Origin of the sequence: Segatella copri (assembly GCF_026015625.1) — a bacterium.
In the GTDB taxonomy this organism is placed as follows: domain Bacteria; phylum Bacteroidota; class Bacteroidia; order Bacteroidales; family Bacteroidaceae; genus Prevotella; species Prevotella copri_H.
In genome coordinates, this window is sequence record NZ_JAPDVG010000001.1 from 2396707 (window position 1) to 2420919 (window position 24213).

The 24213-nt window shown below is 42.7% G+C and carries 15 protein-coding genes, 1 tRNA gene and 2 pseudogenes; 4 read left to right on the forward strand and 14 right to left on the reverse strand.

Annotated elements, in window-relative coordinates; all coding sequences use genetic code 11:
• Positions 1-318: 318 nt before the first annotated feature.
• Both ONT19_RS10245 and ONT19_RS10250 read right to left on the reverse strand, forming a co-directional pair.
• Complete coding sequence (locus tag ONT19_RS10245) at positions 319-1596, reverse strand: histidine phosphatase family protein (protein ID WP_264952519.1); 1278 nt, start codon at positions 1594-1596, stop codon at positions 319-321.
• A 40-nt stretch (positions 1597-1636) separates the two neighbouring features.
• Positions 1637-2752, reverse strand: coding sequence for an SGNH/GDSL hydrolase family protein (locus tag ONT19_RS10250; RefSeq protein ID WP_264952518.1), 1116 nt, complete (start codon positions 2750-2752; stop codon positions 1637-1639).
• Positions 2753-2935: 183 nt separating this feature from the next.
• Between ONT19_RS10250 and ONT19_RS10255 the strand changes: the two genes are divergently transcribed.
• Positions 2936-3020: transfer RNA gene (locus ONT19_RS10255), tRNA-Leu, on the forward strand.
• Between the two features lie 340 nt (positions 3021-3360).
• Positions 3361-3714: a hypothetical protein gene (locus ONT19_RS10260; RefSeq protein ID WP_264952516.1), complete on the forward strand. Its 354-nt coding sequence runs from the start codon at positions 3361-3363 to the stop codon at positions 3712-3714.
• 443 nt (positions 3715-4157) lie between these two features.
• Here ONT19_RS10260 and ONT19_RS10265 read toward each other — a convergent pair whose 3' ends face one another.
• From ONT19_RS10265 to ONT19_RS10280, 4 genes are all read right to left on the reverse strand, one after another.
• Positions 4158-5039, reverse strand: a complete 882-nt coding sequence (locus ONT19_RS10265) for a BT4734/BF3469 family protein (protein ID WP_264952515.1) — start codon at positions 5037-5039, stop codon at positions 4158-4160.
• A gap of 98 nt (positions 5040-5137) precedes the next feature.
• The gene (locus ONT19_RS10270; protein ID WP_006848508.1) at positions 5138-6388 is read right to left on the reverse strand and encodes a DUF3987 domain-containing protein; all 1251 of its coding nucleotides are present in this window, start codon (positions 6386-6388) and stop codon (positions 5138-5140) included.
• 4 nt (positions 6389-6392) lie between these two features.
• Positions 6393-6677, reverse strand: a complete 285-nt coding sequence (locus ONT19_RS10275; RefSeq protein ID WP_006848509.1) for a helix-turn-helix domain-containing protein — start codon at positions 6675-6677, stop codon at positions 6393-6395.
• Positions 6678-6897: 220 nt separating this feature from the next.
• Positions 6898-8436: a hypothetical protein gene (locus ONT19_RS10280; protein WP_264952513.1), complete on the reverse strand. Its 1539-nt coding sequence runs from the start codon at positions 8434-8436 to the stop codon at positions 6898-6900.
• Positions 8437-8893: 457 nt separating this feature from the next.
• Between ONT19_RS10280 and ONT19_RS10285 the strand changes: the two are divergent.
• Positions 8894-9118: pseudogene (locus ONT19_RS10285) on the forward strand (cell filamentation protein Fic); the annotation flags it as partial.
• 543 nt (positions 9119-9661) lie between these two features.
• Here ONT19_RS10285 and ONT19_RS10290 read toward each other — a convergent pair.
• Entirely contained in the window at positions 9662-9946 is a 285-nt protein-coding gene (locus ONT19_RS10290) for a hypothetical protein (RefSeq protein ID WP_119236557.1), read from the reverse strand.
• 14 nt (positions 9947-9960) lie between these two features.
• Positions 9961-12093 (reverse strand): Tex family protein, encoded by a 2133-nt coding sequence (locus ONT19_RS10295; protein ID WP_264952512.1) that lies wholly within the window; start codon positions 12091-12093, stop codon positions 9961-9963.
• A gap of 367 nt (positions 12094-12460) precedes the next feature.
• Between ONT19_RS10295 and ONT19_RS10300 the strand changes: the two genes are divergently transcribed.
• Positions 12461-12994, forward strand: coding sequence for a porin family protein (locus tag ONT19_RS10300; protein WP_264952511.1), 534 nt, complete (start codon positions 12461-12463; stop codon positions 12992-12994).
• 1179 nt (positions 12995-14173) lie between these two features.
• Here ONT19_RS10300 and ONT19_RS10305 read toward each other — a convergent pair.
• From ONT19_RS10305 to ONT19_RS10330, 6 genes and pseudogenes are all read right to left on the reverse strand, one after another.
• The gene (locus ONT19_RS10305; RefSeq protein WP_264952510.1) at positions 14174-15484 is read right to left on the reverse strand and encodes a DUF4302 domain-containing protein; all 1311 of its coding nucleotides are present in this window, start codon (positions 15482-15484) and stop codon (positions 14174-14176) included.
• Positions 15485-15491: 7 nt separating this feature from the next.
• Entirely contained in the window at positions 15492-16475 is a 984-nt protein-coding gene (locus tag ONT19_RS10310; RefSeq protein WP_117693391.1) for a zinc-binding metallopeptidase, read from the reverse strand.
• A 14-nt stretch (positions 16476-16489) separates the two neighbouring features.
• Complete coding sequence (locus tag ONT19_RS10315; protein ID WP_264952509.1) at positions 16490-18079, reverse strand: RagB/SusD family nutrient uptake outer membrane protein; 1590 nt, start codon at positions 18077-18079, stop codon at positions 16490-16492.
• A gap of 16 nt (positions 18080-18095) precedes the next feature.
• A pseudogene (locus ONT19_RS10320) lies at positions 18096-21415 on the reverse strand (SusC/RagA family TonB-linked outer membrane protein).
• A 414-nt stretch (positions 21416-21829) separates the two neighbouring features.
• Entirely contained in the window at positions 21830-23290 is a 1461-nt protein-coding gene (locus ONT19_RS10325) for a sensor histidine kinase (RefSeq protein WP_264952508.1), read from the reverse strand.
• A 5-nt stretch (positions 23291-23295) separates the two neighbouring features.
• A complete protein-coding gene (locus tag ONT19_RS10330) occupies positions 23296-23991 on the reverse strand; it encodes a response regulator (RefSeq protein WP_022121453.1) in 696 nt (231 codons plus the stop codon).
• Between the last annotated feature and the right edge of the window lie 222 nt (positions 23992-24213).

A 24213-nucleotide genomic window follows, 5' to 3' on the forward strand; every position in this document is an offset into this window, starting at 1 on the left:
GCAAGGAAAGCGCAAAAGAAAGCGCAAGGAAAGCGCAAAAGAAAGCGCAAGGAAAGCGCAAAAGAAAGCGCAAGGAAAGCGCAAAAGAAAGCGCAAGGAAAGCGCAAAAGAAAGCGCAAGGAAAGCGCCCATCATAAAAAAAGGAGCTTAAGCCCAAAAAGCTTAAGCCCCTTTTTTATTATCTAGCCATTTGCATTTCGCGCTTTAGCGTTTAGCGCTTCAGCGTTTCGCGTTCAGTAAAAAAGAAGCCAGTCCCCCTCCTGCCCCCGTTCCAGGCGATTCCATCGCCTGTCCCCCAGCAGTCAGTAGCCTTCATTTTTACCTTTTATACCCCGCCAGCTTTTTCAGGCAGTATTCCTTAAAGTCATTCCAGTGGTAATAAGGTGCCACATCGCTCTTGATAGGCAAAGTAGCCTCATCTTCATTCAAAAGCACCTTCACCAGCACATCATTCGCCTTGTTTCTATAAAAAACGAACTGCAAATTCGTAGCCATCGGGGTAATCTTATAATCAAACCACTGGGTAGCAATCTTCTCCGGATCCTTTATCTCTTCGCCATATCCATTCAAATCCAGCAAACAGGTAAGCGGAGTAACCATCGTATCGTGTCCATATCTCAATGTAGCTCCCGGATGCGGCAAGGCGATGCAGCTATCCGCCTTCTGGATGATGTTTCTCAAGAGATTGCGCTGGGAGAACGGCTGCACATTGCCCGTATAAGGCGAGTTGCCGTAAGCCATCTGCCACCAGATGTTGGCATTCAGCCAGTTCTGATACAGTTCCTCCTCCGTAAAGAGGTCATAGAGCGAAACCTTGCCTCTCAGTTCCGTGCCTTGGATTGAGCTTGCCATCTCATAAAGTTTTCTGTTCAGGTCACTCTGGTTGATATTCTGCTTCACCCAGGCAGGGTCGTTGAACAGTTCCTGCATCACACGGCTATAGCTAACATGCTTCTGTGCAAATTCCTGCTGTGCCACCTTGATACCCACGCTGTTCTTCAAGCTGTCCAGATATCGGTCGCCCTGGTTCATATAATACATATCATGCTCGCTGGCATCATGGAAGATATGAAGTTTCGGATTCATGCGAAGCATCTGCTGCAAACCGTTCTCCATAGAGAGGATGCATCGGATTACCAAAGTACTTCGGGCCTCAATATTCGTATTACCGGCAAAAATCTCAGGGAATCGCTCCATCATTCTTCTGGTAATCCCCTGATGCTGGAGAGCTCCGAGCGGAGTCAGTTCGCCATCGCGCCCCTTCGCCTCCTCACGAATCATCTTCACCTTAGCCAGCGTTTCCTCGCCCTTAGCTGTCAGTTTGCCCTCCTGCTTAGCTTTGAGCAGAGAGAAATAAGGCACATCATAAGCCTTCTTGCCAATCATATAGCGGGAACCATGCCGGCCATAATGGCTCAGATAGAAAGGCTTATAACCTTTAGGAGCCGCAGTCAACTGCTTCTGCGGACCACGATAAGCTACATAGTTACTACCCGAAAGCGTAATATCCCGCTTGAAATCCTCTTGCGGAGTCTGTGCTGTCAGAGGCATCGCCAATGTAAGAGATGCCAATAATAATAGATTCTTTGTATTCATTGTTATCATATAATTTTGTTTGGGAAACATACAGTCTCATTTAATTCCAATTCATCAGTTTTCTCAGGAACGGAAGCAATTCTGCTGCCATCTTCCGATGCTGCAACATACTAGGATGCCAGCTGGCGCCATAACCTAAATCTCCTTTCTGGAAACTGAAATCGAAACGGTAAATGTTCTTATCAGTTATATTGGCATCAGCACAGATTCTATCAAGTACAGTTCGCTGCTTGCTACTCTCCTTCTCGCCGAGCATCGGACCTGTCAACATCACAATCTTTGCATGAGGATACTTGCTACGTACCGTTTTAATAAACATGCGATAATTCTTCTCGTAGAGTTGAATATCATAATTCTTGGTAGAAAGATCGTTCGTACCCAGATTGATACAGACTAACTGAGGCTGATACTTGGCAAAATCCCATTTTTCATCATGCTGGTCAAATAAGGTATATTCATATTGCCAAGGCATGTTATCGGCATCACCCGTCTTCGGACCATTATAATTACGATATACACCGATACCACTACGGGAGATAGAAGTATGCTGAGCCTTCAGACTGTCACTTACGATATTGGCATAAGTAAGCCAATGGTTCTCCGTTTCATCCTCAAAAGGATCAGACTTGTTGATACTTTCTACGCCATAACCGCAGGTGATTGAATTTCCGATAAATTCAATCTTCCGTTCCGGGAGAGCCGGAGCCTCAACGAGCTGACATCCCTTATCAAGAACGAATCCCCTGAATTCCGGTTTGCGGAATAAGCCTTCTATCACATACATCACCTTAGCATGATGCACCCCCTTTGGCAAAGCCGCAGCCAGGGTAACAACCGAATCGCGTTCGGCATTAAAGCCCACTTTGAAAGGTTCGCAACCATCAATCTGTGCCATGAAATATCCAGTCTTCGGGCGACACAGCATTTTCAGAGAAGAACCTTGAAAACTAGCCTCAATCGTAGTTCCCGGATAATTGAAACTGGCTACATCAGAATTCTTAGCAAAGCTCACACGTCCAACATACTGAATCATCGGATGAGAAGCCTTTACGATCTCTCCCTCAATAGGAAGAGTAGTTGATTTCTTCACATTTCCAGCCATCATCGTGGAAGAAACCATCAATGTAGCCAGCATCATAACCCATACTTTTTTCATATTCCTGTTATTTAGTTTTTATCTGTCCTTACTGTCTAGCCTTCGTTTTTTTGCAAAATAAAAATAGAACAGTATCTGTTTGCAAAATTACCATTATTTCTCGTAAAAAGCAAGTAAAACCATCATTTTTTTCATTTTTCTTCTTTTTATTCAAATTATTATTGTATCTTTGCACCCAAGAATGCGCTTGTGGCGAAATTGGTAGACGCGCTAGACTTAGGATCTAGTGGTTCAGGCCGTGTAGGTTCGAGTCCTATCAGGCGCACCAAAGAAAATCCTAACTGCCTGATAATAAGCGGTTAGGATTTTTTAGTTTTAAAAATTGCCGAGTTTTTGCCGAGTTTTCCGAGCGTTATACTATTTAGAAAACTCGAAGATAATCAGATATTTTGACAAAAAACTCTGACTACAGATAATTAAGTTAAAAAGAAAAATTATCATTATACGAAAAAACATATTCTTTAGCTTGACAGAATCTTGTAATATTACATCTTTTAAGATAATCGTCGGTTACCTTCCCTCATTGCTTAGAGACATTATTAAGTTCTCCAACATTCTCTACAATAGAAAAGAGGGTAATTCTTCAGATTGTATCGGATGAAACTAAAATGAAAGCGACAGCATCAGAAGGTATTATAATCAATGCTGTTATAGAGAGCAAAGACATCAATCTATCTGAAGAATATTTGCTTCATTTACTAAAGTCTAATTGTAAAATATCTTACAGAGTAAAATTGGCAGTTCTAATCATATCAGCCCAACCAGAAAATACAGAAAAAGTTCTTACTGCATTAGGTAATCAATATGCTGAGTTAAGCAATAAAGGCAAACGACCAACCATAAAAGCAACATCTTGGAATGAGTCTTTACTAAAATTGCTACAACAACAGAAGTACATATTATCCTACCAGACAACCAAAGGAAAAGAAGAATTCCGAATTTTCCACAAATCAAAAGGATGACCACCGTCTTAGAAATATAAAGTCTGCACTTCCACCATTGGAAGATGCAGATTATTTCTCATTCCACCCTTTGCGATAGACTAAACTTTGATTTTAGCATATAAAAACATCACTAATAATACATACCAATCATACTACAACTATCCCCTCGGCTTGCCGCAAAAATGAGCAACATTTTTCTTAGGGCAATATGCGAATTTTCAGCCGGTTAGCGTGCGAACCGGGGATTAGGCTCCCCCCTGCTATAAAAATGTTTCGTTTTATCGGCGCAAGCGCAAGGTAAAAAATGACCTTAATACATCCCATAAACAAGCATACGACCGCCTCACAACTTCCTGAGATTATTGCTCGAATCTAATAAGGTTCCATCCAGCCTTTCTTCGAGCAATAATCTCAGATACTTGTTTAGTTTGATGAAGGCACATACTCTTTCATCTTAGTTTTCACTTCATCAGGATTCCATTCTGCTTGCATAGCCAGAAGAATGTTCCGATGTTGATATTTTGATAATTCCGTTTCAAGAGATCAGAGAACATCTTGTCGGTCTTCGATTCGTTGTAGTCCATGCTCTGTTGACTACACAGATGAAAGAAGTCTCGCCCATCCTCACCCAACGTGGCAAGTGAGCAACCCACTTTCAGCCATTGGTCATAACCATCTGTTATGTCAATGCCACGCTGTTCTATTTGCTTGCAACAAGCAGCAACTTCTGATAAGATGTCGTTCTCCCTGATGTTCCTATACGATAAATACCGCCTCACTTTTGGCGGCTCCATATAAATGCCTTCGTATGGGATGGCATTCTCGTTAATAATTGGATGCGCATCATAGCTGACACACCTCATTCTTGTGATGTCACTACAAGCTGCATCTATGGTTATCCCCATTCGATAGAAGTCGTGCTGCAACTGTCGGAATTGCAATAAATACTTCTCTGGATAGCGCAAGGGAATAACTGCAAAAAGTCCGTTGCCACTAACACTCAATGAGCAATAAGCTATCTGAGGTATCACGGCAAGTTGCTCCTTCACTGCATTCCAATCAGATATGGCAGGATTCTCCTTGGCATCCATATCTACACATATCAACCCAGAACGATATTGGATGTTCTGAATAGACCTCGTTGGTTGAAACACTCCACCTATCGTGGCTTGTGGCAACTTTCGCTTCCAACTATCACGCTCTTCTTTGCTTGACAGATGGCGAAGCATCAGAATCTCATACTGACGTTCTTGCGAGAACAGAAAATCTCCAAGAGAGGAGATGGTTCCCTTATTATCCATCACACCATCATAAACAGATACATTTATTGGAAATATGTTCATAATCATCACATTTGTTCTTGGTTGCGGTTGCGCTCTTATTTATCTCCCTGATTCACAGATTGATACATACTATCGCTACCGCAACCACGCAACTTAGTCTACTTTTTTATCACCTTGCTCACATATTGACGACTTACGTCTATTCCTTCTGCAAACTTCGTGATATTCATTTTGTCTATTCCGACTAATGAAACCAAATCCTTAATCAACTGTTCTTTGGTAGGTTTCTTTATCTGCCCTTCACCCACAACAAGATTCAAAGCCCTGGTTCCACAATACTCAAAGTAGCGCATGCACTCCACACTATACCGCATCTCATCAGCAGTTATCTCCAAAGAACTTGGCAAAACAAAGTATTGCCCACCTCCTGCATTATCCGAGCATGATAAGATGTGAGTAATGGCACACCACTTCAACACATGGATTCTCAACTTGGATAGCATCGAAGACAAATAGGAATCAGCATCATCTGTACGAGATATTGTCTCATTATAGTAGTCGATATAAACTTGCTTTGCTTCATTGCTCAACGTAAGTTCCATATCATTAATAGCCAACAACTTCTCAAAGATTTCATTCCATGCAGTTTCATACTTGGCATCCAATATTGAATCAGAATAAAGAGCCTTCTGTATCTCATCGGGATAGGCGAACAACCATCTTTGCACAAAGCCCACACCTGCCAAGTCTCGCTTGAATGCCTCACTGAATACATCGGGTTGGATTCCACCCATGATGCACAGGAAAGGATTCTCGATATACATCGGTGGCTGAGTCTTGCGAGTGACAGGAAAAGTGGTTCCATCCCATATTGATAAGTAATTGCTCACCTCACCACTGTTATGGTATCGTCCCATATCATCTATAAAGCCCTTGATTTCATCCCTATAGAGCAAAAGACCATCTTTCGATTCCGCTCTGCCATCCAAGATTTTATACAATCCTTCTGGAGTCACATCTGAAACCGTCAACTGATTCAAAGTCGGTTCTTCCTCGTCTGTGTTTCGTTTGAATTCCTTGAATTTCTCCCGAAACTCCTTATAGCGTCTGCTTTCTTCTTGATTCATCGGTTGCATCAGAGCCTTGATAGGCGAACTCTTGTTGGAACCACTTGGAGCAACATGACAAATCCAAAGATTGGGATGATTGCGATACTTCCCATCAAAGATTGTCACATGCCTACCACACATCGTGCCAACAACACCAAACACCGCAGAAATAATAAAGTCCCTAGGACATTGAAACACTTCTGCATAATGCTCGATAATCTTCTGCACCTCCCATCGAAGGGCATATATTGGCAGTTGCTTGGGCAGCGACTCCAACGAATGTTGATTGATATTGAGCATACACCTATTTATTAAGATCAAATACTCGCTCTATATCTGACTGACGATAGAATGACTTGCGCCCCATCTTGATAGGAGCCAGCAATCCCATCTTGTCCCAACGCCACAAAGTGACCTTGGAAACACGATACTTCTCCGTCACCTCCGCTGGTGTCAACAGAGGCGACTCTTCCTTCTGAGGTTTCTGCACCATCTCCTCTTTCCAATTCAAGAAGAGTTCCTTCAAATCCATCGCATCCACCACCAATTGTAGTGGTGCGCCTGTAGCTAAAATGTCTTGAATACGCATCTTTTTACTTTAATTATTTTTGAAATCTGGTGCAAAAGTACGAAACAAAAAGGAATAAAGGGGGCGATGCACAATTAAACTTCATATTTAACACTTTCGTAATAAATATCTGACAAAACAGCCCATTTTATGTTAAATTTGAAAATTTATTATTTTTCGCAAAAACAAAAAACCGCACGATTTTGTATCGTACGGTTCTACAAGATTCAGAAAACCTTGGCTAAATGCAACTTATTGTTTCCTTCAATATGTCATCATCTATCTGGCGATAGCGATTGAATGCCCTACTTCCCTCAACATGACCACTCATCTTTCCAACGATATTCGGGTCACGAACAGCCTTATAAGCTGCACCAACGAAAGTACGGCGAGCCATGTGAGAACTGGCAACATCACAAATTCGTTTCATTTCATTCTCCCCAGTCGTTGAGTTACGAACCTGAACGATTCTTGTGATGCCACAAATCAACAGGATAGCCTTGATGGCATCATTGTATTTCTGTGGACTGATGAAAGGGAATAAACGTCCATCCTTATCAAAGCCCTCATATTTCTTCACCAATTTCAAAGCACATGGATTTAACGGAATACGAGGCTTCACCGGAGCATCCTCATCGGCCGTCTTACTCGGCACATACTCCAAGATTCCCTGAGTGATGTTCTGAGAAGTCAATCTTGTAAGATCACCAACACGACAACCTACCAAACACTGGAACACAAATATATCACGCTGAGTTTCCAAAGTCCTTAAAGGAAGTTTTGAACATGCCTTCTTATCTTCATCATCCAGTTTTTCAAACATTGCAGGAATATCTGTTTCAGCCACAAGATTTCGTTCTTCCTTTGTTATATAAATAGGTGTACCATACTTCTCCACGCCTATCTTAATTCCATCGAAAGGACGATTGGTTGTTCTCTCCGTTTCATACAACCATTGCATAAACGCCTTGAATTTCTTTTTAAGTTTCACAATGGTATTCTCTCCACGGTCTTGCAACTTCACCATTGTATGTACCACATTGATTTCTGCAGGATATTCCTCCAAGATGCTCTCAAACTGCTTTGGATACTTCTCTGACAATGTTTTCTCATTGCGCAGATAATCCTCAAAGTCCTCAATATCCTTGCGAGTCATCTTATCTATGTTCCAAGTAAATTTCTCTTGAAGCACTTTCTTCTTGAAGGCTTCGTATCGTGCCAAGTCTCTTACTAAAACTCGAAAAGCCTTGGTATGGTCATAGGAGAAACGCTTCTTATCCAAGTACTCCTCTGCTAATTCATACATAGAGACTCGCTTCTTTCCTCTTTGTCTTTTCACTTTACCTGTACCAAGAGGATGATGAAAACGATAGACTATCTTATCAAGCCAATCCTCACTAAGATTACTTTTGTCTGCAGCAACAAAAGCATCCATGATAGTTGTCTGCAACTCCCCCAACAACCGAGCTTGTTCTTTATCAAACTTCACTTCGGGAGTAATAAGACGATCTGTGATTACTACTTCACCTCTCGTAGTAATCGCATATCCCTTGGCTTTCGCTTCTTCCTTGGTTACAGAAGTAACCTTATCTGGAACAACCACACCTTGCTTCTTACTTGCATTACGATTAACGAAATATCGGAAATGGCGTGGCTCCACAAACAAGCCACTCTTTACACGATAATCAATCTTTTGACCTTGGTAAAAACGGATTAGGATTTCGCTGCGATGCGTCACCTTGTCTTCCTTGGAAGATAGTTTCAAATCTATATTTGCCATACTCTCATTGTTTAAATTCGAGTGCAAAAGTAATTATTTTACATTCGCCCACCAACATTTTTGCCGAGTTTTTGCCGAGTTTTATGTATTCTAACAAAACTTTAGGTAAAATTAAGAAACAATGATTTTTTCTATATCACTTATAATCAGGTAATTATACATTTCTCTAATTTTCATAAGATTTCACAAAAATGTGGCTATCAGGCGCACCAAAGAAAATCCTAACTGCCTGATAATAAGCGGTTAGGATTTTTTCATTCTAGAAATTGCCAACATTTTGCCAACATAATTCCAAACTAAATTGAATCGGTTGGCAAAAACAAGTCATCATTTTACATACTTTCACACTATTACATGCTATAACACAAGCGCTTTTTGTTATATCTTGTTAAAGATTACACTATAGGCACATTGTTATAAAAATAAATCACTTACTTTGCATCTAAAGTAATAAATTATGAGTAACGAGATACAATTTCTTCTTTATAATATGCCCGATGCTGATGGCAAAGTACAAGTTGTCATAAAAGACGAAACTCTTTGGTATACGCAAAAGGCTATGGCACAGCTCTTTGGTGTAGGTGTTCCTGCTATAAGCAAGCATTTAAAGAACATCTTTGATGAGGGAGAGTTGGATAAGGACGTGGTTGTTTCCAAAATGGAAATAACCACTCGGCATGGTGCAATTGAGAAAATCGGCTGCACAAGCCAAGAAGAAGAAGAAGGCGGAAGAAGAATATAACATCTTTAATAAAACACAACGCATAGACTCGGACTTTGATAAGGGTATAAGAGGATTGCTTAATAATGAATAATACAATTTGGCAAGTGACAGAACTATCTCGGTCGTTTTCGGTCGTTATTGCGGTCGTTTGCGGTCGTTTTTGTGGTCATTTGCGGTCGTTTGCGGTCGTTTGCGGCTATTTTAAGTCGTTTTAAGTCGTTTTAAGTCGTTATTTGGCTATTTTCGGTCGTTTGCGGTCGTTATTCGGCTATTTTCGGTCGTTACTTGGGCATAACTCATGTAACAAGCATGTAACTGAGCAACTCGAAATAGCCCTTAATCAATGCAAAAGCCCTTTAAAACAGTGCCTGACGCATGTAACCAGCATGTAACTGGCATGTAACTGGATAAAAAAAAGAGTGTGTCATAAGTCTATGACGCACCCTCATCAACTAAAATTAACATGACTCAGTTTATCCTTCTCCTAAAACAGAGAGATACCTACATCATCCCTTCCAGTTTTTCCTGTGCCTCGCGCATATCTTTTTCAAAATTCACATGGTCTAGAAGGAATTCCGTTCTGCCTTGCGAAAGAAGAAGATAGAGCTGCGGATTCATGCCCTCTACATACTGGGCGATGGCATACTCTATATCATCACGCTGCGTAGGATTGGTGGAAAATTCAAAAACCCTGAGCTTCTGATGAATAAAGCAATATGCCGACTCTATACAATCTCTAGTGATGCCCCCTGCCGAGAGAGCATCACCATTATTATTCTGATTCATTCTGAATATCCTTTCTATTTCACGCCCTTCATCGACAAGGCGATGCGCTTGCGCTTCAAATCTACTTCTGCCACTCTCACCATCACATGCTCATGAAGCTTTACCACCTCAGAAGGATCCTGAATGTAACGGTTTGACATCTGGGATACATGAACCAGACCATCGTTGTGGACACCTATATCTACAAAGGCACCAAACTTGGTAATGTTGGTAACAATGCCCGGCACAACCATGCCCACCTGCAAATCCTCTATCTCCTTGATGCTGGCATCAAACTCAAACTTCTCCACCTCACCACGAGGGTCCAAGCCCGGCTTGTCAAGCTCAGCCATGATATCGGTCAAAGTAGGCATACCCACCTCGGCACTCACATATTTTCTGATATCAATCTTCTTCTGCAGCGCCTTGTCTTCTACCAGCTGCTTCACCGTTACGCCCTGATCTTTCGCCATCTGCTCTACCAGCGCATAGCGCTCCGGATGAACGGCACTGTTATCCAAAGGATTCTTAGCGCCTGGAATGCGGAGGAAGCCGGCACACTGCTCAAAGGCCGAAGGACCCAGACGTGGCACCTTCTTCAACTGGGCACGGGAAGCAAAGGCTCCATTCTCACGGCGATATTCCACGATATTCTTGGCAAGCGTAGGTCCCAAACCGCTCACATAGGTCAGGAGATGCTGCGATGCGGTATTCAGGTTGACACCCACCGAGTTCACACAACTCATTACCACTGTATCCAGACTCTTCTTCAGCTGAGTCTGATCCACATCATGCTGATACTGTCCCACACCGATGCTCTTCGGATCAATCTTCACCAATTCTGCAAGCGGATCCATCAGTCTTCGTCCGATGCTCACAGCACCACGCACGGTAACATCCTCATCCGGGAACTCATCTCTTGCAATCTTCGAAGCCGAATAGATAGAAGCGCCATCCTCGCTCACCACATAGATATCTACCGGATGAACGAAATCGATGCTATGCAGCCAGTCGCTGGTTTCGCGGCTTGCCGTACCGTTACCTACAGCCATTGCCTCCACCTGATACATTTTAACCATGCGCTGGATGGCAGCCGTTGCCTCGCTCTTCTTGTTGCGGGGAGGATGAGGATAAACGATTTCATGATGAATCAGATTGCCCTGCGCATCAAGACAGCAAGTCTTGCAACCATTGGCAAAACCCGGGTCAACCGCCATCACGCGTTTCTGTCCGAGAGGAGCCGCCAACAGAAGCTGGCGCAGGTTTTCGGCGAAGACCACAATAGCCTCCTCATCCGCCTTCTGCTTGCTGAGCGCAGCAAATTCGGTTTCAATGCTAGGCTTCAGCAGTCGCTTAAAGGCATCATCCACCGCTTCACCCACCAGCGTCTGGCACTCACCGAAACCATGTACATAGTGGCGCTTCAGTTTATCCTGACACTGCTCATCATCAGCCGAGATGCTGACACGCAAGAATCCTGCCGCCTCGCCTCTACGCATAGCCAGCAGTCGGTGCGAAGAACATTTCTTCAATGGTTCTGAGAAATCGAAATAGTCGGAGAAGCGCTGCGCCTCTTCCTCATCCTTCTTCTTGGCTACCACCTTAGAAGTGATGATGGCACCGCGTCTGAACTCACCGCGAATCTGATTGCGACTCTGCTCATTTTCGCTTACGGTTTCGGCGATGATGTCTTTGGCTCCCTGAAGTGCAGCCTCCACATCCTTCACCTTATCGCCCACAAACTTCCTGGCAGCCTGTTCCGGATTGCGCTCACGCTGGAAGAGGAACAGCTGTGCCAGAGGCTCCAAGCCAGCCTCACGTGCTATCTGGGCACGGGTGCGGCGCTTTGGCTTATAAGGAAGATAGATGTCTTCCAGTTCGGTGGCATCCCAGCACTGTTCGATGCGTTTTTTCAGTTCATCCGAGAGTTTTCCCTGTTCCTCGATGGTTTTGAGGATAGTCTCTTTTCTCTTCGCCATCTCAGAGAGTTTCTCGTTAGCCTGTGCGATGGCTTCAATGTTTACCTCGTCCATATTACCGGTTTTCTCCTTGCGGTATCGCGAGATAAACGGAATGGTGCAGCCCTCTTCGAGCAGCGCCAAAGTATTTTCTACAGCCTGCTCCTTCAGATTGAGCTGGGCTGCTATCAGCTTTGTAAATTGATTCATTTATGATATTTATAAAATAAGATTCAAACTGTTTGTTCATGCAAAGATAGAGAAAAAAGTTGGTTTGCCCAAATATTCCCTCATATTATTTGGCGGTTTCACTAAAAAATCGTAGCTATTCTTCAAAAACAGCTTTAGATACATTCAGCACACCTGCTTTTTATTGATTTACATCAACAATACGGCTTGTTTTGCAAGAAAAACAGAGAAATCGTTTTGAGTTTCAAGTTATTTCCTATACCTTTGCTGCCGAATTAGAGAGTGCAGAGCATATTCTGGATGTGCTTTGCTATCATAAATAAAGGGGCTGAAAAGCTACCTGATTAGAGTGATAAAATAAAGTAATAATTAAAAGAAAAGATTGATTATGAAGAAGATTATGTTGAGCCTTGCTATGGCTCTCGTTTCAGTTTGCGCTAGCGCACAGGTTTACATCGGTGGTACAGCTGGTATTTCCAGCAACAAGATCGGTGATGGTGACAGCAAGACAGCTTACACCTTGATGCCTGAGATTGGCTACGAATTCAACAACAAGTGGGAAGCAGGTCTCGAGATTGGTATCAAGAAGGGCGATGTTTGCAAGCTTTCTCCTGTAGGTGAATCTACAACATTCACTGTAGCTCCTTACGTACGTTACACAGCCGTAGAAACCAAGTTGGTTAACCTCTTCGTTGAGGGTACAATCGGTTACAGCAGTTACAGCAAAGGCGGTGGCGATTATTACGAGGTAGGCATCAAGCCAGGTTTGGCTGTTAAGCTTTCAGACCACGTAAACTTCATCACAAAGGTAGGTTTCCTCGGTTACAAAGGTTATTCTCCTGACCATGGTGACAACTCATCAACATTCGGACTTAACGTAGATGCAAGCAACATTTCATTTGGTGCTATCTACAAGTTCTAATCTTAGGGTGCTCATTTACTCATAAGCAATAATATCAGGGGCGCAAGCGATTCCTTTCATGGAAACAGCTTGCGCCCCATTTTTTATCTGCAAGCGAACACGCTTTTACTCTTCACTCTTCACCTTTCCTTCGGAACCCCCTGTGTTTATCGGCATTCCGAGGGGTGAAGAGCTTGCAGCGACTCTTCACCCACTCTTCACCACTCTTCACCGATTCCAAAGACCAACAGGCGTAAACTGCAGCGCAAGACCGCTAGGTGTTAAGGAGAGATGCAAAACCGCCAGGCGTCCCTGAGGAGGGTGAGCCATAAGTCTGGATAATAGTTTGGCGCATAACAGTTGACCATCGCATGCACATCACCTGTTGTGCATGCGCATATCAGCTGTTATGCAAGCGCACAACAGCTGTTGTGCGACCGAAGATACAGACTGCCTCAACAACATATCCAATCTCTTCCAACAACATATTCTTACTCTTCCAACAACATATTCTTACTCTTCCAACAACATATCCTTACTCATCCAACAACATATCCTAGCTCTTCAAACAACAAGAAGAGGATGAATCATAAACTTATGACACACCCTCCGCCGAACCAGCCAAGGTGAAGAGTGGTGAAGAGTGGGTGAAGAGTGTCCAAAAACTCTTCACCCCTCGAAACGCCGATAAACACTGGGGTTTCCGAAGGAAAGGTGAAGAGTGAAGAGTATTTCCTTATCCCTTACTTACAACATTTTTACAGGCATTTACGCTGACTGTTGCAGTAGAACAGCCAACTAGCGAGCGTACGGCTAGTCAGCTGTTCTTCATTCGCCAGTACACTATTTCCGATTAACAGCCAACTTATTCCTCGGCAAAATATTCTTCCATAACTAGACAATAATCGCTACATACTGATAAAAATCTCTGGCAATTATTAGAAATAAGGGTAAAGGACACTTTTAGCAAAAAGCTTGAAGCTTTGAAAGAAAAAACATAAATATGCACCTTGGAAGGTGCATATTGCGCATAGATGTGCACCTTCCAAGGTGCATATGCTACAAATTTAAAGAGCGCAATAATCAAATAAGGGGCGTGCTTAAATGAGCACGCCCCCAGACGAGAGATTTTATGTATTCTTTTCACAAAGAATCCTATTAAACATTATGTATATAATTTTATTTCATGATGGATGAACTCTAAAAAAGAGATTCTGGCATACTAGTTGTCAAGACAAACCAGTTATTTGGATTACTCTCATCAGTCAACTTTATAGAAGAAGGCTGTTTCGATGTACCTTCCAGCAACTCGATTTTATAAGTCTTGGCCACGCCGGCTGCATGACTTCCCTCATCACCAGTCAGTGCATAAATCATATACAGCTGACCCCAACTATAGAAATACTGACCATTCGCATTAAACTTGCCAGGACAAGCAAATGAGATATGATCATCGTCAACGATAGTAGGAGTAATGTCTATGAACGAAGCATAGCCTGCCACATTGAAAAAGATTCCCCAATGTCCTGCATAGTCATTAAACGCAGAAGTGGTAAAAGCAGCAAAAAGGCAAGGAGAATAATGCTTAGAAACCTCCTCGTTACCAGCATTCCAATACGCCTGAGTATAGCTACCCATATTAGCTACAGAGAAGAACCAGTCTCCACTGATAACCTGCTCACTGATAGGAGGAACTACGCCGAACATCTTTACAGCGGCATCTGTGGATTCAAACTCATAGTTATCGCCCCCTTTATAGTTGAATCCCTTGATAGTAACGCCATTAAGAGTTATTGGCTTATAAAACTCAATCCCCTTGTCTGTAACAATATAAGGTTCCGTTGTAGAGCCTTCCTCGGCATTAGAACTAGTGAAAGTAATGGTACGATAGCTTGATGTAGCTACATACTTGACATCATTCACCTCGCAAGTATATCTAGGGAACTGCATCTCCTGCTCCAAATCATCTATATGACTAATGGTCTCAGCCCAATCGGCATCCTTCGCCATAGGAGTCATCACTATTTTTGTACCACGCTTCTTGCCAAGCATGACTACAGAATCAGCAGTGGCGGTAAGCACCCGGAACTCCAAGTCACCTTCCATACCCTTACCATTATCACCAATACCATCAGGGTTAGCTGGATCGGAGAAGAAATGAATCACCTTATTGTACTCATCAAAAGACAGAACGATACTAGCACTCTGCTCCAATTTATAATGTGATGTGGCTTTCGTGTCTGCACCCAAAGCATCGCTCATGGCAGTAACATTTCCATCTGTTCCAAATTTCAACAACAGATTATATCCACCATACTTGGTATTAGCCTTAGGATAATATTTCATCAGCCATCCATTCTCTGCAGAAGTAAGAACCGTCTTATACTCTGCTATTGCATCATTCACTCGCTCTGCAGAAGGTTTGTCGAACACTTCATCTATGTCGTTGGAACAAGATGTGAAAGACAAGACCGCAATCAGCGTAAATAATATATTATATATTTTTTTCATATCCGTCTTACTTTAATGTTTCTAAATCCATTGCCTTTACTTCTGCCGTACGACGCAAGATAACTTCACGAAGCTTGGTAATATCCATGCCCCAAGTGTTGGCAAAATATTCCTTGAGAATGTTAAATTTCTGAATAATAGCTTTATAGCCACTTGCATCCTTCACTATAGGATTGCCGTCTGCATCAAGCACATACTCGCCATTTTCATCTGTTTCGTATACAATACCTGCACGCAGTATTTTTTGCCATGCTGCTTCTGAATGGGTTACATATTGGGCAAAAATCTCAGCAAAGTCCTCATTATACTCACCGCTGGCATAACCGGATACAAATCCCATGGATGGAGCATCTTTATCCTCTACATTCACCCAACCTGAAGTCTGATACTTGCCGGCAGAAACTGTCTGGAACTCAGTAGAATAATTCTTTTTCTGAGTCAGAATATGACAGAACTCATGATTCATTGTATGGAAGAACCAGTAATTCAGATCGTATGTACCTTTTTTCTTGTCAACGAAAGGATTTTCTGAATCTATGATTGGATTATCAACATCGATAATATTTACATTATACAAAGTTACTTTCAAGCCACCCTCAGCAGTACCCATCACAATAGAAGACTGAGAATCATAAGCTGCTGAGCCAACCAACTGCATCACACGAGGAGAATAGGTCTTCATAAACTGATCGCCCATCACTTCCTTATAAGCATCCAGCCAAATATGCTTGACCATAATAGCCAATGCCTTAGACTTATTAAAATCGGCAGGTGCAAGATTATAATTGTTGTCCGTCTCCTTGTCACTATATCGATAGTTAAAGCGGATATTATAGGTATCCACATAGTTGGTCTTGAGCCACTTGTCAAAGTCATTCTGCTCTTCCTTATTCTGCGTATCGAAAATACTCTTAGAATCAAGACTATCGTCTGAGCAGGCAGCAAACAGAGAGACTGACGCTATCAGTATGAATAATTTTATATATTTCATAGTTTACTCATTTTTTATTTGTTAGACTCTTCTCTTGGATTTGCAGGTAATCCTGCCTCAATTACATCATCTGGCAATTGAATCGCACCTCGCAAGTCACCAGCCTTGAATACAATAGGAGACTCTTCGTCAACATCATGGCTGAACTCAATGCCATAGCGCTTGATGTCAAGGAAGCGAAGACCTTGATACAGGGTCTCCAGTCGACGCATCTGTAAGATGAATTGCAAAATATCCTCTTGGGTACCAGCCTCAACCGTGAATCCCTGTGGATGGAATGTCTTACGAATGCTATGCTCCAAATTGGATTTTGGTGTAACAGGTGCATACGGCAAGCTTTCGATAAAAGTCTTGATACTTTCAACTGTCATTGTTGGGCGTTTTGCCGTACCTTTCGCAGTCCCAGTATGCGACACAATCCAAGTATTGATATCTTTCACTGCATTATCATACTCCTTCTTCATGGCATAAGCCTCAGCACGACAAAGAAGGGTTTCATCAGTAGTGAACACAGCATCTACAACATGAAGATATCCAGTTTGAGCCACCTTATCAGCAAATTCAAAATGTTCAAACATCTTTGGGAAGATAAGAATACGGGCATTGCCAAACAACAAGTTTGACTGGTAGAGAGTATTGTCTTTGGATCCCCTTCCCCATGGCATCTTAGCCCAAATCGTTTCATACAGACCTACATTTTGATTGTGACAAAAACGCCCTTCATTACCACTGATATTTCTACCAATTCGACTATATGCCGTCATCAACAAGAGGTTTGCATTCTCTGATGAAGAAATATAGCGATTCTCCATATCCTCTGAATTAGACAAAGACATAAAAGGCACATAGTTGCGCAACAAAGAGGCTGGATTTGCTCCAAGCACCTTGTCAGCATATTTTATCACTTTGTCATAGTTCATATAGTACAGGTTGAAACGAGCAGCAAAAGCATACGCAGCCTTCTGGTTGAAATGATACTTAGGCTGGGTATAGATATCATCGCTCACATCAGGCAAGGCAGCCTCAATATCTGCATCAATCTGCTCATAAAGTTGCTTCAGTGTACCACGCTTATAATCAGGGTTTACAGTTGTCTCAGGCTTTGTTGGATAAGGAAGTCCCATGCACTTCTCTGCATTATCTGGATTATAAGTCATACAGAAAGTTGTAGCAAGACGATACATGCTATAGGCACGACAGAGCAAAGCCTCAGCTCTCTGCGCCTTTAGCGATGCTGGATTACCCATCTCATCAATGGAAGCCAAAGCCTGGTTGGCTGCTGCAATTGCAGAATAATAACCATTCCACAAACTCTTTGGGCTATCATTGGTTTGAGCTGTAATTGGCTGAAAACGATAAACCTGCTCTATTTCCTGATTGGTACTATACTGCTTTCCATTGTCTGCATAATCATCTGAGCTCCATTCCAATATCAGATTGCTGCTTGCAGTTGGGTAAGCAGACACAAGCAGAGAGGTCACCTTTTCCTCGGTATTTACCTCGGCACGATCATCTGGCAACTTGTCCAGGAAGCTGTCGCATGATGTGACCAATGACAATGCCGCAAAAGCCACCGATGCTATATATAATTTATTCTTTTTCATAATTATCTCTCTTTCTTTAAAGTCCTACTCTTAATGTCAATGTAAACTGACGTGGCATTGGGGTTGCCACACCACCAGTGTTGAAAAACTCAGGATCCTGTCCGTGCAACTTCTTGTCTGAATAAATCAAGAACAAGTTAGTAGCCTGAAGTTTCAAATTTACGCTGTTCAAGCGAAGGGCCTGAATCCACTTGCCTGGGAAATCATAAGCCAAAGAAATCTCCTTCATGCGAATGAAATCACCCTTAGCTACGCGAGCCGTAGAATAGTTATATGCATTATAAAGATAACCAATATAATTGTCATTCTGCTTCATGCGCTGGTCTGCTATGACTGGCACATCCGTATAAGCTTCATCACCAGCTTGAGTCCAACGATTTATAAATTCCTTTGGCATGGCAGTCATGTCTGAGTATGAAGAACTGAAAGCTGGATCAAGACGTACTTTATTTCCTGCAGCGTATGTAATGAACACATTCAGTTTAAAACCCTTATAAGAGAAGGTGTTTCCGAAACTGCCGTTAATGGTTGGGTCTGTTGGACCTTCATACTTCAAGTAATCTGTTGTAGTTGACTGGAAGTAGAGATCGCCACCATAGCTTGTCTTCTCGCCATTCTGATTCACAACGATAGGCAGACCTTTTTTGTTCAATCCCTTGAAATCAATAGAGAACAAAGAGCGAACAGGATAGCCATTCATTGTGAAACCGGTACCTGTAATCATCTGCATGATGTTAGCACGTGAATCCAAGTCGGTTACAGTATTCTTTGAGTGAGAGAAAATGAAGTCGGTACTCCATTTAAAATCCTTGGTCTCAATGTTGCGAGTGGAAATAGTCAACTCCTCACCATGTGAACGCATACTTGCCACATTGGCATATTTATAGATCTCACCACCAACACCCATGGTACGCTTAGGACCAATCAAATCATAATTGTTGCGGCGATACCAATCGAAAGTCACATTAATGCGGTTATTCAAAAAGCCCATATCCAAACCGAGGTTCAACTCATGCTTCTTTTCATAGGTCAAATCATCATTACCCAAGCGATAAATCTCAAGTCCAGTCTCCTTGTCACCGGCAAATGGACGCCAAGGGTTGTAACTCTGTATCACTACCAACGAGTTAGAAACGGAAGCAGGACCTCGATCAGCTGTCAATGAATATGATGCTTTTAATGTAAGATGAGAAAGAACTGGATTTAACTTAGCAAACCAACTCTCCTCATGAGCATTCCATGCTCCAGACACGTTCCAAGTAGGCAACCAACGAGCTGAGCGACTCTTACCCAACTTATTGGAACCCTCATAACGAATGGTACCATTAATTGTGTAGCGACCCTTATAAGAATAGGTGGCAGTACCAAAGAAAGAAGCCTCACGCTGATATGAATTATCCAAACTATAATATTGACCATTCTCCTCCGCCAACTGCTTGAAGAAGTTATAGTTGAAAGCAGGGAGATAACCCATATCATACTGCATGCCAACGCCATTAAAATAAGAACGGCTACGGTCGAGTGAATTGATTTCCAAACCACCGAATAAGTTCACGATATGGTCTTTGTTGTATACATCATTATAGCTAGCTGTGGCACGGAAGTCCCAGCTATTCATCTTATATTTGGTCTCACGATAAAAACCACCCTTTTCCAATACAGAGAATGGCAAAGAGTTAGCCTTGTCTGGGTCGGTATAGAGCCATGGGTTGGCATCACGCATCGTGGCATCATCCATGGCACGGTATGCCCAAGCCTGGTTACTCTGGTCGGTAATGGTTGCTGCATTGGTTGTGGTAGAATACTTATAAGCACCCAACACTGCAAGTTCCACCTTAGAGATAGGCTTATACTTCAACTCGCCCTGGAACTTCATATCTACAACATCCAAGCTCAGATAGTTGTTATCCAACTCACGGAAAATATTGAATGGCGCATAGTTACGAACATAGAGTTCATTTGGGTTCATTGTACGAGAGGTATTCAACGCATAAGAATATGGGTTGATATCGAAGTCACGACTCACCTCACCTGTCACATTATTTACAGACTGTGAAGTAGTACCAGGAGCGCGCTGCTTACGATAGGAAGCATTAGCAATGGCATTGAATGACACCTTCTTAGATATATTATAAAGAGCATTCACATTGGCAGTATAACGCTGCACCTTGCTCTGCTTAGACCATCCTGGGTCGTTCATCACACTGAATGAGGTGTAGTACTGAGCCTTGTCTGTACCAGTAGCCAAACTGATGGAATGGTTCTGAGAAATGCTGTTGCTGAACAGCAAATCAAACCAATCTGTATTCTGATACTCTGCCTTCTGAAGATAAGACCTCATCGCCTCCTCAGTATTTGCCAATCCAAAAGTGCCAGTCTTGGCATCGTATGTATTCATTAAGTGATACATCTTGCCAAACACACCACTATTTGAGGCACGATAGCTCTTTTCAAAAGAGAAATAGCCATCGTTGTACATCTCACGATATACACCCATCTGATCCTGAGAATTCATGATATTGAAATTGCGGTAGCTTGGCTTCAAACGCATGGTGAATTCACCAGTATAGTTGATACGGTTTGTACCAGCTTTACCTTTCTTGGTTGTAACAACGATGACACCAGCCATGGCACGTGCACCATAAATAGAGGTAGCAGAACCATCCTTCAAAATCTGGAAACTTTCAATATCATCAGCATTCAGACCTGCTATGGCTGAAGAAATAAGGGTCTCAGCGTTACCAGAAGACAAATCATCAGCATCAACCTCAGTTACGTCCTCCATGATAACACCATCTACCACCCAAAGAGGTTTTGAGCTACCATAAATAGAAGTAGCGCCACGCACACGAATCTTTGGAGCTGTACCGAAAGTACCTGAGACGTTCTGCACAGACACACCGGCCGCTTTACCTTCCAAGGCACGACTGATGTCTGCGACACCATCCAGCTTTGTCTTGTCGCCAGAAATTTTTGTAGTAGCACCAGTAAACAAACGCTTATCCATCTTCTGCATACCCGTTACAACCACCTCGCCCAAGCTCTTGCTATCTGCCTTCAGGCGGATAGTCATCTTGGCGGCTGGAGTCAAGGTCTGGCTCTGCATACCGATGTAGCTAACTACAAGTTTTTTACCAGCAGGTACCTCCAAAGAGAAGTGACCGTCAATATCGGTGACGGTACCTGTACGTGCCGCTCCAGCGACTACGACAGATGCACCAATGACAGGTTCACCATCTTCCTGAGAAACTACGGTACCTGTTACTTTCGTTTGAGCCAATACCCCCCCACAAAAAGGAAGAGATTGACTAACAAGAAAAGCAATCTTTTTTCCATAAAATCTTCTCTAAATAATTAAACAACTCTTATATAACTTTATATATTTATTTTTTCTCTTCTTACATTTTTTAAGCCTCTCTCGTTGCTTTATGGGTGCAAAGGTAAGAAAAAGTATTGAATTAATGCAAACTTTATCGATATTTTTATAGAAAAAAGTTAGTTTTTCTTGATTTTCGTCAACATTTAGAAATATCGTCTACACTTTTAATAGAAAAAAGTCAGAAATAATAGATTTAAGCAAAGTTTACGAAAAGAAAATAAAAATGTTCTAAAACTCAAAAAAGGCAAGGTTTCTGTAAAACCTCATTCAGAAGTTTCCCAGAAGTCTTGCCTTTCTTTATACTTAAGTACCTATATCAGCCACTTGATTATTTATATTTGCCGCTTAGATATTTTATTCAAAAAACATTTTTATTTCTTAAGCGTAAATTCAAACTTCAAGCCGCCTTCCAGCAGATTGCTCACCCGGATGGTTCCGCCATGCAGGAGAACGGCATTCTTGACGATGGCAAGACCCAAACCGGTGCCACCCATCTTGCGGCTGCGTCCCTTATCTACCCGATAGAAACGCTCAAAAAGACGGGAGAGATGCTCGGCAGGAACTCCCTGACCGTTATCACAGAAGATGAAATGCCACTTATTGCCCTGCTCCTTGGCACTCAACGTTATCTTACGTCCTTCGCCGGCATAAGCAATGGCATTGTCGGTAAGATTGCGGAACACACTATAGAGCAGACTGCGGTTACCCTTCACGATAATATGCTGGTCGGGAAGAAGATTCTCGAAAGTCATCTTGTGCGACTCTCTTTCCAACGCCGTCTCATGGGCTATTTCACTCACCATCTGCGTAATGTCTACCGCCTCGAAATCTATCATATCCGAACCGTCATCCAACCGGTTCAGGGTAGAGATGTCGCGGAGCAGAGAGGTGAGACGTTCGCTCTGGGCATAACAGCGCTGCAGAAACTGCGACTTCATCTCTTCGTTGATATGCGGATTGTCGAGTATCGTTTCCAGATAACCCTGAATACTTGCTACAGGAGTCTTCAATTCGTGAGCGATATTCTGGGTAAGCTGCCGCTTCAGTACATCCTGTTCACGTCGGGTGGTCTGTATGCGCTTATACATCTTGATGATACGCTCAGCTATCTCGCCCAACTCATCGTTAGGAAACTTGGCGAGATCTTCCACCTCCAGACTCTCGTTGTGGTCTGCCTTATAAGCAAAGATGCTCAGTTTGGAAACATTCTTACCCAGACGGTCCGTAAAACGGTAGAGCACGATGGTAAGCAGAATGACGGCTACAATGGCAAACCAGATGAAATGCTGGTCGGCCTGCAGCGACTTAGCCAAATCATTATTGTAAGGTAGTGCCGTACGGATGATGAGCTTGCTTTCCGGAAAATAAGAAGCCACATAGAAATAATCGTGCTTCAGGGTTTTAGACTGTCGCTCCACGCTTGAGCCTACCCTGTTTTTCAAGGCCTCTGCTATTTCCTCCCGCTTGGCATGGTTGGCAAAATGTTCATAGTCGGAACTCATGTTGTCATAAATCACCTTACCGTTAGGGCGCACCAGCGTAACACGAAGATCCTTGCTTTCATGTTCTCGGACAAAAGCCTGCAACTTCTCATGAGCCACAGTCACTTTCTTATTGTGAAGGCTATCCTGCAGAATAATTCCTTCACCAGGAGAGAGCGCCAGATCTTCTGCCAGCAGTTCATTATAATTTTCCAGCTTGATAGTAAGCGTACCTATTTTATACTGTTTCTCTCGTGCCTGCTGGAACACGATAAAACTGACGGCGAACACAAGGAACACCGCCAGTACACTGAAGTACAACTTCCTACCTACACTATTTAGCTTAAACATTTTAATTACGCATCAAAATAATAACCGAACCCCAGACGGGTAACGATGCACTTGGCAAACTTACCAATCTTCTTTCTCATACGGGTGATGTTGACATCCACCGTGCGGTCGAGTACCATCACATCCTTAGGCCATACCCGGTCGATAAGTTCCTGACGTGAGAAGACCTTGCCACGCTCTTCGAGGAAAAGACGCAGGAGTTCGAACTCGGTCTTGGTGAAAGGGATAGCCTCACCATCGATGCTCACCGTCTTCTTGTCCAGATTCAGCTGCAGTCCCTGATAGTTGATGATCTTCGATTCATCAGCATCGCCAGCCTGTTCAGCCGTACGGCGCAAGACGGCACGCACTCTGACCATCACCTCTCGGATAGAGAAAGGTTTCGAGATATAATCATCGGCACCGATATTGAATCCTGTCACCGTATCGTTTTCCGTATCACGGGCTGTAAGGAAGATGATTGGAACATTGGCTGTCATCGGATTGTCCTTCAACTGCTTAGCCAGCTGGAAACCGCTCATTCCTCCCATCATGACGTCCAGTAGCAGCAGGTCGAACGAAGCGATGTCCATCTCCAAAGCCTCTTCTGCAGAATTGGCAGTCTCTACCTCATATCCTTCTGTTTCGAGATTGAATTTCAGAATCTCACACAAGTCTTGCTCATCATCAACAACAAGTATTCTTTTCATATTCTCTTCCATATTTCATGTTATTTAAAATATCGCTGCAAAATTACGACTTTTCTTTCGTAATAAGCGTTACATTCGGTTACAATTTCGTGACATTTAGTTCTTTAGAGAAAAAAAATATAAAAAAACGGGTATTTTGTTACACATTTTAACTTAGTGTTCCAAATTCGCTACATGTTTCTTTGCTAGTTAGAAACAGAAATGCTACTTTTGCACCCGATATAACTATAAGTG